The sequence below is a fragment of the Cupriavidus taiwanensis genome (genome assembly GCF_900250075.1).
Classification (GTDB): Bacteria; Pseudomonadota; Gammaproteobacteria; order Burkholderiales; family Burkholderiaceae; genus Cupriavidus; species Cupriavidus taiwanensis_C.
Map to the genome: position 1 here is coordinate 21,857 of NZ_LT977070.1, position 16,419 is coordinate 38,275.

Annotated in this window: 12 protein-coding genes; 10 read left to right on the plus strand and 2 right to left on the minus strand. The window is 70.1% G+C overall.

Annotated elements, in window-relative coordinates:
- Positions 1-11 precede the first annotated feature (11 nt).
- The 5 genes from CBM2588_RS00130 to gspF are packed head-to-tail and all read left to right on the plus strand — an operon-like array spanning position 12 to position 6,757.
- On the plus strand, positions 12-617 hold the full coding sequence (locus tag CBM2588_RS00130; RefSeq protein ID WP_115678848.1) for a type II secretion system protein M: 606 nt from the start codon (positions 12-14) through the stop codon (positions 615-617).
- Complete coding sequence (locus CBM2588_RS00135; RefSeq protein ID WP_115678849.1) at positions 617-1,426, plus strand: type II secretion system protein N; 810 nt, start codon at positions 617-619, stop codon at positions 1,424-1,426. The genes CBM2588_RS00130 and CBM2588_RS00135 overlap by 1 nt, the downstream gene beginning before the upstream one ends.
- A 34-nt stretch (positions 1,427-1,460) precedes the next feature.
- Positions 1,461-3,950, plus strand: a complete 2,490-nt coding sequence (gene gspD / locus CBM2588_RS00140; RefSeq protein WP_115678850.1) for a type II secretion system secretin GspD — start codon at positions 1,461-1,463, stop codon at positions 3,948-3,950.
- 8 nt (positions 3,951-3,958) lie between these two features.
- Positions 3,959-5,524, plus strand: a complete 1,566-nt coding sequence (gene gspE / locus CBM2588_RS00145; protein WP_172583538.1) for a type II secretion system ATPase GspE — start codon at positions 3,959-3,961, stop codon at positions 5,522-5,524.
- 15 nt (positions 5,525-5,539) lie between these two features.
- Entirely contained in the window at positions 5,540-6,757 is a 1,218-nt protein-coding gene (gene gspF, locus CBM2588_RS00150; protein ID WP_115678851.1) for a type II secretion system inner membrane protein GspF, read from the plus strand.
- Between the two features lie 103 nt (positions 6,758-6,860).
- Here the strand turns inward: gspF and CBM2588_RS00155 are convergent, their stop codons facing one another.
- Positions 6,861-8,162, minus strand: a complete 1,302-nt coding sequence (locus CBM2588_RS00155) for an NYN domain-containing protein (protein ID WP_115678852.1) — start codon at positions 8,160-8,162, stop codon at positions 6,861-6,863.
- A gap of 337 nt (positions 8,163-8,499) precedes the next feature.
- Here CBM2588_RS00155 and CBM2588_RS00160 point away from each other — a divergent pair, with 337 nt between their 5' ends.
- Complete coding sequence (locus tag CBM2588_RS00160) at positions 8,500-12,117, plus strand: indolepyruvate ferredoxin oxidoreductase family protein (protein WP_115678853.1); 3,618 nt, start codon at positions 8,500-8,502, stop codon at positions 12,115-12,117.
- Positions 12,118-12,273: 156 nt separating this feature from the next.
- Here CBM2588_RS00160 and CBM2588_RS00165 read toward each other — a convergent pair whose 3' ends face one another.
- Positions 12,274-12,879 (minus strand): HD domain-containing protein, encoded by a 606-nt coding sequence (locus tag CBM2588_RS00165; RefSeq protein WP_115678854.1) that lies wholly within the window; start codon positions 12,877-12,879, stop codon positions 12,274-12,276.
- A 179-nt stretch (positions 12,880-13,058) separates the two neighbouring features.
- Here CBM2588_RS00165 and CBM2588_RS00170 point away from each other — a divergent pair, with 179 nt between their 5' ends.
- From CBM2588_RS00170 to CBM2588_RS00185, 4 genes are all read left to right on the plus strand, one after another.
- Positions 13,059-13,409, plus strand: a complete 351-nt coding sequence (locus CBM2588_RS00170; RefSeq protein WP_115678855.1) for a GFA family protein — start codon at positions 13,059-13,061, stop codon at positions 13,407-13,409.
- A 4-nt stretch (positions 13,410-13,413) separates the two neighbouring features.
- Complete coding sequence (locus CBM2588_RS00175; RefSeq protein ID WP_115678856.1) at positions 13,414-13,833, plus strand: VOC family protein; 420 nt, start codon at positions 13,414-13,416, stop codon at positions 13,831-13,833.
- Between the two features lie 98 nt (positions 13,834-13,931).
- Positions 13,932-15,221 (plus strand): MFS transporter, encoded by a 1,290-nt coding sequence (locus tag CBM2588_RS00180; RefSeq protein ID WP_172583539.1) that lies wholly within the window; start codon positions 13,932-13,934, stop codon positions 15,219-15,221.
- Positions 15,218-16,417, plus strand: coding sequence for an MFS transporter (locus tag CBM2588_RS00185; RefSeq protein ID WP_115678857.1), 1,200 nt, complete (start codon positions 15,218-15,220; stop codon positions 16,415-16,417). The genes CBM2588_RS00180 and CBM2588_RS00185 overlap by 4 nt, the downstream gene beginning before the upstream one ends.
- The last annotated feature ends 2 nt before the right edge of the window (positions 16,418-16,419 follow it).

Here is a 16,419-nt window from a genome sequence, read left to right on the forward strand (position 1 = left end):
GGATGCCCGACATGAACCCATTGAAAGATTCCACCCGCCACCCCTCGCCCGCCGCCCGCCGCAGCGGCGCCGCAGCGCTGCGCACGCGCCTGGCGCGGCTGCGCCCGTCGGTGCCGCAGGCATGGCGGGAACGCTTCGACGCCTTCTGGTCCGCGCGCAACCCGCGCGAGCAGGCCATCCTCGGCGGCGGCGGCGCGGTACTGGCGCTGGTGCTCGGCTACCTGCTGCTGTGGGAGCCGGCCGCCGACGGCCGCGAGCGCGCCGCGCGCAACCTGCCGCAGCTGCGCGCCGACCTGGCCGAGATGGAAACGCTGGCGCAGGAAGCCCGCGGCCTGAAGGCCACGCCGGCGCCGTCGCTGCGCGGCGATGAACTGACCCAGGCGCTGCAGGAAAGCCTGGGCCAGTACGGCCTGAAAGCTACCCGGCTCGCGGCTGCCGCCGACAACAGCGTGCAGGTGCAGCTCGACAAGGTCCCGTTCGGGGCGGTCAGCACCTGGCTGCAGGACGTGCGCCAGCAGCAGCGCATGAAGGTGATCGATGCGCGCGTGGTCTACGTCGGCGCGACGGCGCTGGTGAACGTTACCGCGACCCTGCAGGGTCCGGCTGGCCGCAGCTGATGGTGCGGCTGGAAACCCTTCGCCTGCCGCGCCGTGCGCTGCGCCAGCCGGCCGCCGCGCGGCGCCTGCGCTGGCTCGGGCTGGGCCTGGCCACGGCCGCGGTCACCACGGTGGCGATGCTGCCGGCGACATGGATCGCCACGCGCGTCGCCACGCAGACGCAGGGACGTGTGTTGCTGGCCGATGCCAGCGGCTCGCTGTGGCGCGGCAGCGCCACGCTGGCGCTGTCGGCCGGCGCAGGCAGCCAGACCGCCACCGTGCTGCCCGGCCGGCTGCACTGGACGCTGGCGTTCTGGCCGCTGCTGACCGGGCACGCGCGGCTGGTGCTGACCCACGCCGAGGCCATGGCCGCGCCGGTCGCGGTCACCGCGACGCCGGGCGGCTGGACCGCGCAATCCGGCGCGATGCGGCTGCCCGCCTCGCTGCTCGAGGGCGTGGGCGCGCCGTTCAACACGCTGCGCCCGGACGGCCTGATGCGGGTGGACTGGTCCACGCTGCAGGGCCGGTTTTCCGGCAAGGGCATGACCGGCCATATGACGCTGCGCATCGAGCAGGTATCGGCCGCGGTCAGCCGGCTGCGCCCGCTGGGCAGCTACCGCGCCGAGATCGACTGGACCGGCGAAGGCGGCGGCAAGCTGCAGCTGAGCACCATCGATGGTCCGCTGCACCTGGAGGGCAGCGGCACGCTCGGGCGGCAGGCGCGCTTCGAGGGTACCGCGCATGCCGAACCGGACGCCGCGACGCAGCTGGCCAGCCTGCTGAGCCTGCTGGGACGACGAGACAACAATGTGACTAGGCTGCGTTTCTGATGCCACGCAGAGCGCACAGCCCACGGAAATGACTATGACCACCCACGCCAACCGACCTGTTTTCAAGACCGCCTGCGCCCGCGCCGTGGCATTGCTCTGCGGGCTCTCCTTGCTGGCGCCCGCGCCGCTGTGGGCCCAGCCCGGGGCGCCGGCCTCGCGTACCCAGGCCACCCCGCCGGCACCGCCCGACGTAACGCCCGCCAATCGGGACCAGGTGGTGCTGAACTTCGTCAACGCCGACCTGGATTCCGTGATCAAGGCGGTCGGCCAGGCCACCGGCAAGAACTTCGTCATCGACCCGCGCGTGAAGGGCACCGTCAACCTCGTCACCGAGCAGCCGGTCTCGCGCGCGCAGGCGCTGCAGACGCTGGGCTCGGTGCTGCGCATGCAGGGTTATGCCATGGTCGAGAGCAACGGCTTCACCAAGGTCGTGCCCGAGGCCGACGCCAAGCTGCAGGGCTCGCCCACCGTGATCGGCGGCAGCCCCAGCCGCGGCGACCAGGTGGTGACCCAGGTGTTCCGGCTGAACTACGAGTCGGCCAACAACCTGGTGCCGGTGCTGCGGCCGATGATCGCGCCCAACAACACCATCACCGCCTACCCGGCCAACAACACCCTGGTCATCACCGACTACGCCGACAACCTGCGCCGCATCGCCCGCATCATCGCCGCGGTCGATGCGCCGGCCTCGGGCGAGGTCGAGCTGGTGCCGCTCAAGCACGCGCTGGCCAGCGACACCGCTGCGGTGCTGCAGCGCCTGCTGGACCCGGGCGCCGCCGGTGCCACCGGCGGCGGCGGGGCCGCGGCCGTCGATGCCAGCCTGCGCACCTCGGTGGTGGCCGAGCCGCGCAGCAATTCGCTGATGATCCGCGCCACCAGCCGCGCGCGCCTGCAGCAGGCGCGCCAGCTGATCGAGAAGCTCGACCAGCCCTACGCGCGCCCCGGCAACATCTGGGTGGTGCCGCTGAAGAACGCCGATGCGATCAAGCTGGCCGCCACGCTGCGCGCCATCGTCGCCGCCGACAGCAGCTTCGCCAGCACCACCCAGCCCGGCGGACAGGCCGGCGGCATCGGCGGCGCGGCGGGCATGACCAATGTCTCGACGCCAACCGGCGGCCAGTTCACCGGCGGCGCCACCACCACCCAGACCGGCATGCGCAGCGGCACCGGCACCGGGGGCGGCACCGGCGGCGCCTATGGCAACTCGGCCTTCGCGGCGTCGTTCGGCACCACCACGCAACCGACCACGGGCGGCATCATCCAGGCGGACCCCTCCACCAACTCGCTGATCATCACCGCCAGCGAACCGGTCTACCGCAACCTGCGCGGCGTGATCGACGACCTCGACGCGCGCCGCGCGCAGGTCTATATCGAGTCGATGATCGTCGAAGTCACCGCCACCCAGGCGAGCGAACTCGGCATCCAGTGGCAGGGCCTGATCAGCTCGTCAAGCGGCAACAACAACGTCTTTGCCGGCACCAACTTCGGCACCGGCGGACAGAACATCCTCAACCTGACCCTGGCCGGCGCCCTGGCCGACGCCAACCGCTCCGCCGGCATCGCTGCCGCGCAGCAACTGGTCCCCGACATCGGCGGCCTGAACCTGGGCATCGTCAACCGGGCCATGGGCCTGGGCGCCCTGCTGCGCGCGCTGGGCACCAACGGCAGCGTCAACCTGCTGTCCACGCCGAACCTGATCACGCTGGAGAACGAGGAAGCCAAGATCCTGATCGGCCAGAACATCCCGATCACCACCGGCTCCTACGCCCAGACCGGCGGCGCGGCCTCGGTCACGCCGTTCCAGACCTTCGACCGCAAGGACGTCGGCATCACGCTGCGGGTCAAGCCGCAGATCACCGACGGCGGGCTGGTGAAGATGCAGATCTTCCAGGAATCGTCGAACGTGGTGCAGGCGACCGCCAACCTGATCCAGGGCCCGACCACCAATGTGCGCTCGATCGAGACCAACGTGCTGGTCGACGACGGCCAGATCATCGTGCTGGGCGGCCTGATCGAGGACAACTATGGCGACGGCGTGCAGAAGGTGCCGCTGCTGGGCGACATCCCGCTGATCGGCGGCCTGTTCCGCTACGAGAACAAGAACCGCTCGAAGACCAACCTGCTGGTGTTCCTGCGGCCCTACGTGATGCGCACGGCCGGCGCCACCGACCGCCTGACCGCGGACCGCTACGACTATATGCGCGCGCAGCAGCAGGGCTTCGTATCGCCTAACATCATGGTGCGGGACACCAACACGCCGCTGCTGCCGCCGGCCGACGCGCCGAGCACGCCGTTCGTCAACCCCCGCACCAACGGCCCGGTGGCGGGCCCGCTGCCGCTGCCGCAGACGCTGCCGCAGAGTGCGCCGCAGCCAGGCGTGCCGGGTCAGCCACAGCCGCTGCAGGCGGTTCCGCAACCGGTGCCCGAACCGGTCCCGCAACCCGCGCCCCAGCCCGTGCCGCAAGCGCCGGTGGGCGCCCCGCAGCCGCTCAACCCGCGCGGCGAAGCCGCACTCCCGTACTGAGGCCCGCCATGGCCAGCGAAGTCCAAACCGCCCTCTCCACCGCTCCAGCCGGCATCGCCGGCATCAGCCCGCCGGCCGAGCTCGAGCCGCCCTCGCCGATGGCGGCGCGGCTGGTCTCGTACGGCTTTGCGCGCGAGGCCCCGCTGCTGATCGCGCACCAGCGTCCCGACGGGCTCGAGGTGTGGGTCAGCCGCGCCACCTCGCCGACGGCGCTGGCCGAAGTGGCGCGCGTGCACGGCGCATTGCGCCTGCGCGTGCTGGAACCCGAGGCGCTGGAGCATGCCATGTCCGACGCCTATAACCGCCAGGACGGCAGCGCCGCGCAGGTGGTGGGCGAGGTCGAGGGCGAGGTCGACCTGTCGCGCCTGATGCAGGACATTCCCGCGGTGGAAGACCTGCTGGAATCCGAAGACGATGCGCCGATCATCCGCATGATCAACGCGCTGCTGACGCAGGCGGCGCGCGAAGGCGCCTCGGATATCCATATCGAGCCGTTCGAATCGTCGTCGGTGGTGCGCTTCCGCGTCGACGGCACGCTGCGCGACGTGGTGCGGCCCAAGAAGGCGCTGCACGGCGCGCTGATCTCGCGCATCAAGATCATGGCGCAGCTCGACATTGCCGAGAAGCGCCTGCCGCAGGACGGCCGCATCACGCTGCGCGTGGGCGGGCGGCCGGTCGACGTGCGCGTGTCGACGCTGCCCACCGGCCACGGCGAGCGCGCGGTGCTGCGCCTGCTGGACAAGGAAGCCGGCCGGCTGGACCTGGCCAAGCTGGGCATGGCGCCCGACACGCTGCGTGGCTTCGACCACCTGATCCGCCAGCCGCACGGCATCGTGCTGGTGACCGGGCCGACCGGCTCGGGCAAGACCACCACGCTGTATGCCGCGCTGTCGCGGCTGGATGCGCGCACCACCAACATCATGACGGTGGAAGACCCGGTCGAGTACGACCTCGACGGCATCGGCCAGACCCAGGTCAACCCGCGCATCGACATGACCTTCGGCAAGGCCCTGCGCGCAATCCTGCGCCAGGACCCGGACGTGGTCATGATCGGCGAGATCCGCGACCTGGAAACCGCGCAGATCGCGGTACAGGCGTCGCTGACCGGCCACCTGGTGCTGGCCACGCTGCACACCAACGACTCGGCGTCGGCGGTAACGCGGCTGGTCGACATGGGCATCGAGCCGTTCCTGCTGTCGTCGTCGCTGCTGGGGGTGCTGGCGCAGCGGCTGGTACGCCGCCTGTGCCCGCACTGCAAGCGCGAGGAAGTGATCGAAGTCACGCCCGCCGAGGCCGACGTGCTGCACGCGCAGGGCAAGCCGCTGCAGACCGTGTGGCATCCGGTCGGCTGCGACAAGTGCGGCCAGTCGGGCTACCAGGGGCGCATGGGCGTCTATGAACTGCTGACGGTGGACGACGAAATCCGCACCATGATCCACCGCCAGGCGCCCGAGTCGGAGATCAAGCAGGTGGCGCTGGCGCACGGCATGCACACCATGCGCGGCGACGCGCAGCGCTGGATCGACAGCGGCGCGACCTCGCTCGAGGAAGTGCTGCGCGTCACGCGCGACTGACGCGGAGCCGCCCGCATGCCAGCTTTCCGCTATGAAGCCGCCGATGCCGCCGGCAAGACCGACCGCGGCGTGATCGAGGCCGACAGCGCGCGCCAGGCCCGCACCCAGTTGCGCGCGCGCGGGCTCACGCCGCTGACCGTCGACGCGCTGGCCGGCGCCGGCCTGGCGCCGCGCGGCGGCAGCCAGCTGTTCGCGCGCAAACTGTCGACGCAGGAGCAGGCGCTGTTCACGCGCCAGCTGGCCAGCCTGATCGTGGCCGGCCTGCCGCTGGACGAAGCGCTGGGCGCGCTGGCCGACCAGGCCGAGCGGCCCTACGTGCATGAACTGCTGGCCGGCATCCGCGCCGAAGTGATGGGCGGCAGCGCGCTGTCGGTGGCGCTGGCGCAGCATCCGCGCGATTTTCCGGACATCTACCGCGCGCTGGTCTCGGCCGGCGAGCACTCCGGCCACCTGGGCGTGGTGCTGGAGCGGCTGGCCGGCTACATCGAATCGCGCAACACGCTGACCTCCAAGATCCGGCTGGCCTTCACCTATCCGGCCATCGTCACGGTGGTGGCGTTCGCGATCGTGATCTTCCTGCTGTCGTATGTGGTGCCGCAGGTGGTGAGCGTGTTCGCCAACACCAAGCAGAAGCTGCCCACGCTGACCATCATCATGCTGTGGCTGTCGGATTTCGTGCGCAACTGGTGGTGGGCGGCGCTCGCGGTGATCGCGGTGGCCGCGTTCAGCATCCGCCGGCTGCTGAGCCAGCCCGCGGTGCGGCTGGAATGGCACCGCTGGCTGCTGACCGCGCCGCTGGTCGGCAAGCTGGTACGCGGCTACAACACTGCGCGCTTTGCCGGCACGCTGGCGATCCTGGTTTCCGCGGGCGTGCCGATCCTGCGCAGCCTGCAGGCTGCCGGCGAGACCCTGACCAACGAAGCGCTGCGCGCCAACGTGGAAGACGCCAACACCCGCGTGCGCGAAGGCGCCTCGCTGGCGCGCGCGCTGGCGGCGCAGAACCAGTTTCCGCCGGTGCTGGTGCACCTGATCCGCTCGGGCGAAGCTACCGGCAACCTCCCGGTGATGCTGGACCGCGCCGCGCAAGGCGAAGCGCAGGAACTGGAACGGCGCACGCTGTTCCTGACCAGCCTGCTGGAACCGCTGCTGATCCTGACCATGGGCGTGGTGGTGCTGCTGATCGTGCTGGCGGTGCTGATGCCGATCATCGAGATCAACCAGCTGGTGCGGTAAGAGCGCTGTGCTGGCAACCAGCAACGCTCGCATTGCCTGACGCCGCTGGTGCAGGCTCCCCTCTCCCGCGAAGTGGGAGAGGGGAGAAAATCAGCAGGCCGCTCTACTCCGCCTTCTTGCTCGGACGCTTGCGCGTCTTGCGCGCCGGCGCCGGCACCGGTGCGGCCTCGGCCTCGACCGCAGCCGGTTGCGGTTCCGCCTCTACCGTCGCCGTCAGCACGGTCGTGCCCGGCGCCGCGAACACCGATTGGTCGATCGGCCACGGCGTCTCGCTCAACGTCACCTCCGGCCGGCGCGCCGCGCGCTTGCGCGCGCTGGTGCGGCTGCCCGCCTTCGGTTGCACATCAGGCTGCACTTCGGGCTGCACTTCGGGCTGTGGGTCCGGCTGCGGCGCCGCTTCCAGCGGCGGCACCGGTTGCGGCTCGGGCTCGGCCTGCACCGCGTCGGCCGCGACAAAGGGCGGCTCGGCTTGCGCCGGGGCTTCCGGCTCGGACGCAACCGTCTCCGGCGTGGGCAGTGGCTCGACCCCGCGGGCCGGTTCCGGCGCCGGCGCGGGTGCGGGTGCGGGCTGGCGACGCGCTGGCTCCGCGTGCTGGGCCGGCGGCTGCGGCGTGCGCTGCTGCGGCTCGCCGCCCTTGGCGCGCTTCTTCAGCCGCACCCAGATGGTCTTGTTGTTGCCGCCGTTGCGGGTCTCGACCTCGAACAGGCCGGTCGCCGCGACCAGCTCCGACAGCTTGCCGTAGCCGTAGTTGCGCGAGTCGAATTCCGGCGCCTGCTTGGCGATATGGTTGCCCATGCTGCCCAGCGCCAGCCAGCCGTCTTCGTCCGACACCGCCTGCGCCGCGTTCTGCAGCAGGCGCACCAGGCGCGAGTCCTGGCGCAGCTCGCCGGTGCTGCGCCTGCGCGTGGGCGCGGCGGCGCCGTCGGTCCCGTCCGCGCCGTCGGTGTCGACTTCGGCGCGCAGCACGTCGGAATAGATGAACTTGTCGCAGGCGGTGACGAACGGCTTGGGCGTCTTGCGCTCGCCAAAACCGTACACCGTCAGGCCCTGTTCGCGGATGCGCGAGGCGAGCCGGGTGAAGTCGCTGTCGCTGGAGACGATACAGAAGCCATCGAAGCGCCCGGTGTAGAGCAGGTCCATGGCGTCGATGATCATCGCGCTGTCGGTCGCGTTCTTGCCGACGGTGTAGCGGAACTGCTGGATCGGCTGGATCGAGTGCGACAGCAGCCGCTCCTTCCAGCCGGCCAGGTTGGGGCGGGTCCAGTCGCCGTAGATGCGCTTCACGGCGGCCACGCCGTACTTGGCAACCTCGGCCAGCAGGCCTTCGACGATGGCGGGCGCCGCGTTGTCGGCGTCGATCAGCACGGCCAGGGTCGCAGTGCCCTGGCGGGGGGAATTGGTCATGTTCGGATATTCGCTGGCAAGCCGCGCACTGGCGCGGGCGGACTAGATCGGGTTGCACCAGGATGGCAACGCAGATATGACGCACAAGAGACCGCCCGGCCGAGGCGCGAGCGATCTCGATGCAACGCAGTGTACACGCCAGGCCCTGTCGGTAAGGGAAATCACGGCCATGACCGGCACGCTTTGTGCTGCATTGCAAGGTACCGCCGCTTTTGTGGCGGTGCTACCATGCCGCGCAGAGACACAGCCGCTCCGGGCCTTCACAAGAGGCGACGAGGCGGTTGCCCACAACTGCAGGTTTCGGTGATCCCGACAGCACGCCCATAGAGGAGCACGCATGAATGCCCCCCTGACCTCGCCGGTCAGCGACGCCATCCGCCAGGCGCTCGCCAACGTTTCCCTCGAAGACAAATACACACTCGAACGCGGCCGCATCTATATCAGCGGCACGCAGGCGCTGGTGCGCCTGCCGATGCTGCAGCAGGAGCGCGACCACGCCGCCGGGCTGAACACCGCCGGCTTTATCTCCGGCTATCGCGGCTCGCCGCTGGGCGCGCTCGACCAGTCGCTGTGGAAGGCCAAGAAGCACCTGGCCGCGCACAACATCGTGTTCCAGGCCGGCCTGAACGAAGACCTCGCCGCCACCTCGGTGTGGGGCTCGCAGCAGGTCAACATGTACCCCGACGCGAAGTTCGACGGGGTCTTCGGCATGTGGTACGGCAAGGGGCCGGGCGTCGACCGCACCGGCGACGTGTTCAAGCACGCCAACTCGGCGGGCTCATCGCAGCACGGTGGCGTGCTGGTGCTGGCCGGCGACGACCACTCGGCCAAGTCGTCGACGCTGGCGCACCAGTCCGAGCACATCTTCAAGGCCTGCGGCCTGCCGGTGCTGTATCCGTCCAACGTGCAGGAGTACCTGGACTACGGCCTGCACGGCTGGGCCATGAGCCGCTATTCGGGGCTATGGGTGGCGATGAAGTGCGTGACCGACGTGGTGGAATCGTCGGCCTCGGTCGAGCTGGACCCGCATCGCGTGCAGATCGCGCTGCCGGGCGACTTCATCATGCCGCCGGGCGGCCTCAACATCCGCTGGCCCGATCCGCCGCTGGAGCAGGAGGCGCGGCTGCTCGACTACAAGTGGTACGCCGGCCTGGCCTATGTGCGCGCCAACAAGCTCGACCGCATCGAGATCGATTCGCCGCATGCGCGCTTCGGCATCATGACCGGCGGCAAGGCCTATCTGGACACGCGCCAGGCGCTGGCCGACCTGGGCCTGGACGACGCCACCTGCGCGCAGATCGGCATCCGGCTGTACAAGGTCGGCTGCGTGTGGCCGCTCGAGGCGCATGGCGCGCGCGCCTTTGCCGAGGGCCTGCAGGAAATCCTGGTGGTCGAAGAGAAGCGCCAGATCATGGAGTACGCGCTCAAGGAAGAGCTGTACAACTGGCGTGACGATGTCCGCCCCAAGGTCTACGGCAAGTTCGACGAGAAGGACAACGCCGGCGGCGAATGGTCGATCCCGCAGGGCCACTGGCTGTTGCCGGCGCACTATGAGCTGTCGCCGTCGATCATTGCCAAGGCCATCGCCACGCGCCTGGACAAGTTCGACCTGCCGGTGGACGTGCGCGCGCGCATCACCGCGCGCCTGGCCATCATCGAGGCCAAGGAAAAGGCGCTGGCCACGCCGCGCGTGGTCGGCCAGGGGAAGGACCAGCCGAAGGCCGAGCGCAAGCCGTGGTTCTGCTCGGGCTGCCCGCACAACACCTCGACCAACGTGCCCGAGGGCTCGCGCGCGCTGGCCGGCATCGGCTGCCACTACATGACGGTATGGATGGACCGCAGCACCAGCACCTTCAGCCAGATGGGCGGCGAAGGCGTGGCGTGGATCGGCCAGGCGCCGTTTGCCGGCGACAAGCATGTGTTCGCCAACCTGGGCGACGGCACCTACTTCCATTCCGGCCTGCTGGCGATCCGCGCGTCGATCGCCGCGGGCGTCAACATCACCTACAAGATCCTGTACAACGACGCGGTGGCGATGACCGGGGGCCAGCCGGTGGACGGCCAGCTGTCGGTGCAGGACATCGCCTGGCAGGTGCACAGCGAGGGCGCGAAGCAGATCGTCATCGTCAGCGACCAGCCCGAGAGGTACAACGCGGCGATCAAGCTGCCGCCAGGCATCGACATCCATCACCGCGACCAGCTCGACCGCGTGCAGCGCGAGCTGCGCGAGGTGCCGGGGTGCACCATCCTGATCTACGACCAGACCTGCGCCACCGAAAAGCGCCGCCGCCGCAAGCGCGGCACGATGGAAGACCCGCCGCGCCGCGCCTTTATCAACGACGCGGTCTGCGAAGGTTGCGGCGACTGCTCGGTCAAGTCCAACTGCCTGTCGGTGGAACCGCTGGAAACCGAGTTCGGCACCAAGCGCCAGATCAACCAGTCGTCATGCAACAAGGACTTCTCGTGCTTGAACGGCTTCTGTCCCAGCTTCGTCACGGCCGAGGGCGCGCAGGTGCGCAAGCCCGAGCAGCACGGCGTGTCGATGGACAGCCTGCCGGCGCTGCCTGAGCCGCAGCTGCCGGCGATCCGCCGCGCCTACGGCATCCTCGTGACCGGCGTCGGCGGCACCGGCGTGGTGACCATCGGCGGCCTGCTGGGCATGGCTGCGCACCTGGAGAACAAGGGCGTCACCGTGCTCGACATGGCCGGCCTGGCGCAGAAAGGCGGCGCGGTGCTGTCGCACGTGCAGCTCGCCGCGCGCCCCGACGACCTGCATGCCACCCGCATTGCCATGGGCGAGGCCGACCTGGTGATCGGCTGCGATGCCATCGTGTCGGCCTCCGACGAGGTCATCTCCAAGACCCAGGCCGGCCGCACCCGTGCCGTGGTCAATACCGCGCAAACCCCGACCGCCGATTTCATCAAGAACCCGAAGTGGCAGTTCCCGGGCCTGTCGGCCGAGCAGGACGTGCGCAATGCCGTGGGCGAGAAGTGCGACTTCATCAATGCCTCCGGGCTGGCCGTGGCGCTGCTGGGCGATGCCATCTACACCAACCCGCTGGTGCTGGGCTACGCCTGGCAGAAGGGCTGGATCCCGCTGACGCTGCAGGCGCTGGAGCGCGCCATCGAGCTGAACGGGGTGGCGGTGGAAAAGAACAAGGCCGCCTTCGACTGGGGCCGCCATATGGCGCACGACCCGGAGCACGTGCTGTCGCTGAGCGGCAAGCTCAAGAGCACCGCGGAAGGCGCGGCCGTGGTCAAGCTGCCGGCGTCGACCGGCGCCCTGCTCGACAAGCTGATCGCGCGCCGCGTGGAACACCTGACGGCGTACCAGGATGCGGCTTATGCCAGCCGCTACCGCGAAGCGATCGAGCGCGTGCGCGCGGCCGAGAGCGCGCTGCTGGGCAGCGGCAAGGCCCTGCCGCTGACCGAGGCGGCGGCGCGCAACCTGGCCAAGCTGATGGCGTACAAGGACGAGTACGAAGTCGCGCGCCTCTATACGGACCCGGCCTTCCTGGACAAGCTGCGCGCGCAGTTCGAGGGCGAGCCCGGGCGCGACTACCAGCTCAACTTCTGGCTGGCACCGCCGCTGAACGCGAAGCGCGACGACAAGGGCCAGCTGGTCAAGCGCAGGTTCGGCCCGTCGACGATGAAGCTGTTCCGCGTGCTGGCGAAGATGAAGGGCCTGCGCGGCGGCATCTTCGACATCTTCGGCAAGACCGAAGAGCGCCGCACCGAGCGCGCGCTGATCGGCGAGTACCGCGCCCTGCTGGATGAACTGGTGGCGGGCCTGAATGCCGCCAACTACGACACCGCCGTGGCGCTGGCCAACCTGCCGGACGATATCCGCGGCTTCGGCCACGTGAAGGAAAACAACCTGAAGGCGGTGCGGGCGCGCTGGCAAAAACTGCTGGAGCAGTTCCGGCATCCTGAGACGGCGCAGCGGGCGGCTTGAGGCTCGCTTCTTCCTCCCCTCTCCCGCTCGCGGGAGAGGGGCCGGGGGAGAGGGCCGGCGTTTCTCGATGCGTGGCGCCTTGCCAGACCACCCCTCACCCTGCCCTCTCCCCATGAGGGGAGAGGGGAACACCATCGGTTTGGGTCAGTCGTCGGCTTACGCCTGCGCCAGCGTCGTTTCTCCCGGCTTCACATACATCGAATGCTTCGGCTGCGACAGCACCCGGCGCACCATCGGCTCGAAGAACGACAGCGGCAGCGTGTCGTAGTCGGTCATGAAGGCGGCGGCATCGTACTTGCGGCAGAACTCCGCGGTGCGCTCGAACAGTTCGGGCTGGCGGCGGTATTGCTCGCGCAGGTTGCGATCCAGGCCGAGATGATGGAAGAAGTAGTAGCCCTGGAACACGCCGTGCTTTTCCACCATCCACAGGTTCTCGGCGCTGACGAAGGGCTTGAGGATGGCGGCGGCGATATCGGGATGGTTGAAGCTGCCCAGCGTATCGCCGATATCGTGCAGCAGCGCGCAGACCACGTACTCCTCGTCCTGGCCGTCCCGGTGCGCCAGCGTCGCGGTCTGCAAGGAATGCGTGAGCCGGTCCACCGGGAAGCCACCGCAATCGCCGCCGAGCAGGCGCAGGTGCGCCAGCACCCGGTCCGGCAATGCGCGTGCGAACGGCATGAACTCGGCGGAGATGGCGGCCCAGTCCTCGCGGGTGCCGTGTTCCATATGGCTGAAGCTGGCGCGTGCTTGGGTGTCGCTCATGCGGGTCTCCTTTGATGGGATGGGGCGCGGTGGCCGCGCGTGTCGTTGTCTTTTGCCGGCATTGTGGCACCCGTGGCCGGACTACACTGTCAAAAACCAAACAATGTGCCGGCATATTGCGGCGCAGCAGCGTTGATGTGATCCCCGGGTCGAACGAACCCTGTCGCAAGGAGATAGACATGACCTTCAACGGAAGCTGCCATTGCGGCAACATCGCCTTCGCGGTCGAGGCCGACAGCATTCCCAGCGTGATCCGCTGCAACTGCTCGATCTGCCGCCGGCGCGGCCACCTGCTGTGGTTCGTGCCGCGCGCGGCCTTCAGGCTGGAAACGCCCGAGAGCAATGCCTCCACCTACCGCTTCAACACCATGAAGATCGCGCACCGCTTCTGCCCGGTGTGCGGCTGCGGCCCGTACGCGGACGGCCAGGACAAGGACGGCAAGCCGATGGCCGCGGTCAACGTGCGCTGCCTGGACAATGTCGACCTCGACAGCCTGAAGGTCATCGACTATGACGGCCTGCACCACTGACCCCATGTTCCGCATCCTCGGCATCGACCACCTGGTATTGCGCAGCGCCGATGTGGCGGCGCTGCGGCGCTTCTATGTCGACGTGCTCGGCTGCAGCGTGGAGCGCGAGCAGGCCGAGCTGGGCCTGACCCAGCTGCGCGCGGGCGGCGGCCTGATCGACCTGGTCGCGCTCGATGGCCCGCTGGGCCGCGCCGGCGGCGCCGGGCCGGGCGAGGAAGGTCGCAACCTCGATCATTTCTGCCTGCGCATCGACCCGTTCGACGCCGACGCGCTGCGCGCGCAGCTGGCGCGGCACGGTGTCGACGCGGGCGAACTGGCGCAGCGCTTCGGCGCCGAGGGCAAGGGCCCCTCGCTGTATGTGCGGGACCCGGACGGCAACGTGGTCGAGCTCAAGGGACCGCCCACGCCGGTGACCGCACAGTAACGCGGTGGCGTCCGGCGCGCCGCGCGCAGTATCGCTACAATTTGCGACTGGCCCCAGGCGCGCCGCTTCCCTGGCGGCCATCCCCCGCCGGGCCCGCCATGACCACACTAGAAGCCAGTCCCGGCACGGACGCTGCCGACCACCGCCATGATGTCAGCGCGACCCGCACCGGGCCGGCGCAGCCGGCCACGCCGCCGCGCCGGCTGGTGTGGATCCTCGGCCTGACCGAGACCATCTCCTGGGGCACGCTGTTCTTCGCCTTCACCGTCTTCATCGAGCCCATGATCGGCAGCCTGGGCTGGTCCAAGCCCTTCCTGGCTGGCGGCTATTCGCTGGGGCTGCTGGTATGGGCGCTGTGCTCGTTCGCGGTCGGCCGGCTGCTGGACCGCGCCCCGGCGCGCAAGGTGATGGGCGCGGGCTCGGTGCTGGCCGGGCTGGGCCTGCTGCTGTGGGCGTGGACGCCGTCGCAGTCCGTGTTCCTGCTGATGTGGGTGCCGCTCGGCCTGGCCATGGCGACCACGCTGTACGAGCCCGCCTTCGTCGTGCTGCGCCAGGCCTATGGCGACCAGTACCAGAAGCCGATCGTCGCGGTCACGCTGATGGCCGGCTTTGCCAGCACGATCTTCGTGCCGCTGGCGCAATGGCTGGTGCTGCATGTCGGCTGGCGCCCGACCCTGGTCGGCTTTGCCCTGCTGAACCTGCTGGTCTGCGCGCCGCTGCATGCGCGCATGCGCTACGCCCTGCATCCCTCTTACTCCGGCGCTGGCGCCGGCACGGCCTCCGCCGGCGGCCGCGACATTGCCCGCGCCACGCTGCGCCAGCCGGTGTTCTGGGCGGTGGTGCTGGCCTTTACCGCGACCGCGGTGGTGGCGTCGCTGCTGGGCGCGCACCTGATCCCGATGCTGACGGAGAAGGGCATGCCGGTGGCACAGCAGCTGGCGGTCGCGGCGCTGATCGGGCCGGCCCAGGTGGCGGGCCGCATGCTGATGATGCGCGCGGGCGGGCGCCACCCGGTGCGGCTGTCGCTGCCGGTCTATGCGCTGATGAGCGCCGGGCTGCTGTGCTTTGCGCTGGGGCATGGCGCGTGGCTGATGGTGGCGGCCGTGCTGTACGGCTGCGCCAACGGCGTCAACACCATGCTGCGAGCGATGGCCATGCCGGAGCTGATCTCGCGCCACCACTACGCCACCCTCAACGGGCTGATGATGACGCCGGTACTGCTGATGCAGGCGGCGGCGCCGTGGCTGGGCGCGCTGTTGTGGCGCGCGGCCGGCGGCTACTGGCTGATGCTGTGGGTGATGCTGGCGCTGGCGCTGGCCGCGCTGGTGGCCTTCGGCTACGCGCTGCACCGGCGCGGGCTGCTGCGCGTGGAGGCGGGCCGCCCATGACCGGCGCCCCGGCGTCCGCCGCCGTGCTGCCCGCTGGCCGGGTCGCGCGCGCCACGCGCGGCACCATGGCGCTGTTTTTCGTCAACGGCGCTACCTTTGCCACCTGGGGCGTGCATATCCCCACCATCAAGGCACGCTTCGGCCTGTCCGACGCGATGCTGTCGCTGGCGATGCTGGCGGTGGCGGGCGGCGCCATCGTGGCGATGGGCCCGGTCGGGCGCTGGGTGGCGCGCGCCGGCAGCGCGCGTGCCTCGATGGCCGGCGGGCTGCTGTTCGCGCTGGCCACGGTGGCGATCCTGGCGATGCCGTCGTTCTGGCTGCTGCTGCCGGCGCTGCTGGCCTTCGGCATGACCAACGCGGCGTTCGATGTCGCCATGAACGCGCAGGCCGCCACGGTCGAAGCCAGCCGCACGCGGCCGGTGATGTCGTCGCTGCATGGCATGTTCAGCCTGGGCGGCATGGCGGGCGCCGGCTTTGGCGGCTTGATGCTGGCCTTGGAGGTGCCGCCGCTGGCGCATGCCGCCATGATGGCCGGCGTGACCGCGGCGGTGGCAGTGGCCACGCTGCCGGGGCTGCTGGCCGACCACCCGGTGTCGCCTTCCGCGCCCCACCATCGCGACCATGCGGTGCGGGCGCTATGGCTGCTGGGGCTGCTGGCGTTTCTGGGGCTGGTCGGTGAAGGCGCGATGTACGACTGGACCAGCGTCTACATGCGCGATGTGGCACGCGCGCCCGACGGCTGGATCAGCCTGGGTTATGCCGCGTTCTCGGGCGGCATGGCGTGCGGGCGCTTCGGCGGCGACCGCCTGCGCGCGCGCCTGGGCGACAGCGCCACGCTGACCGGCAGCGCCTGGCTGGGCTTTGCCGGCATTGCGCTGGCGCTGGCCGTACCGCTGCCGCTGGCCGCGCTGGCGGGCTTTGCGCTGATGGGGCTGGGCGCGGCCAATATGGTGCCGATCTTCTTTGTCGCCGCGTCGCGGCTGCCGGGCGTGGCGCCGGCCGAAGCGATTGCGCGCGTGGCGCGCTTCGCCTATGTGGGGCTGCTGCTGGGCCCGGTGCTGATCGGCGGCGTGGCGCACCTGGCCAGCCTGCGCGCCGGCCTGGCGCTGGTGGCGCTGACCATGGGCTGGATCGCGCTGGCGGGAGCGCGCTCGGCGCGGCGCTACCTGCCGCCGCGTACCCCGGCCGGCCAGTAAGC

What these genes read in the sequence shown, in the direction of transcription:
- CBM2588_RS00130 (WP_115678848.1), top strand. Translation starts at nt 12, where the DNA reads ATGAACCCATTGAAAGATTCCACCCGCCACCCCTCGCCCGCCGCCCGC.
- CBM2588_RS00135 (WP_115678849.1), top strand. Translation starts at nt 617, where the DNA reads ATGGTGCGGCTGGAAACCCTTCGCCTGCCGCGCCGTGCGCTGCGCCAG.
- gspD (WP_115678850.1), top strand. Translation starts at nt 1,461, where the DNA reads ATGACCACCCACGCCAACCGACCTGTTTTCAAGACCGCCTGCGCCCGC.
- gspE (WP_172583538.1), top strand. Translation starts at nt 3,959, where the DNA reads ATGGCCAGCGAAGTCCAAACCGCCCTCTCCACCGCTCCAGCCGGCATC.
- gspF (WP_115678851.1), top strand. Translation starts at nt 5,540, where the DNA reads ATGCCAGCTTTCCGCTATGAAGCCGCCGATGCCGCCGGCAAGACCGAC.
- CBM2588_RS00155 (WP_115678852.1), bottom strand. Translation starts at nt 8,162, where the DNA reads ATGACCAATTCCCCCCGCCAGGGCACTGCGACCCTGGCCGTGCTGATC.
- CBM2588_RS00160 (WP_115678853.1), top strand. Translation starts at nt 8,500, where the DNA reads ATGAATGCCCCCCTGACCTCGCCGGTCAGCGACGCCATCCGCCAGGCG.
- CBM2588_RS00165 (WP_115678854.1), bottom strand. Translation starts at nt 12,879, where the DNA reads ATGAGCGACACCCAAGCACGCGCCAGCTTCAGCCATATGGAACACGGC.
- CBM2588_RS00170 (WP_115678855.1), top strand. Translation starts at nt 13,059, where the DNA reads ATGACCTTCAACGGAAGCTGCCATTGCGGCAACATCGCCTTCGCGGTC.
- CBM2588_RS00175 (WP_115678856.1), top strand. Translation starts at nt 13,414, where the DNA reads ATGTTCCGCATCCTCGGCATCGACCACCTGGTATTGCGCAGCGCCGAT.
- CBM2588_RS00180 (WP_172583539.1), top strand. Translation starts at nt 13,932, where the DNA reads ATGACCACACTAGAAGCCAGTCCCGGCACGGACGCTGCCGACCACCGC.
- CBM2588_RS00185 (WP_115678857.1), top strand. Translation starts at nt 15,218, where the DNA reads ATGACCGGCGCCCCGGCGTCCGCCGCCGTGCTGCCCGCTGGCCGGGTC.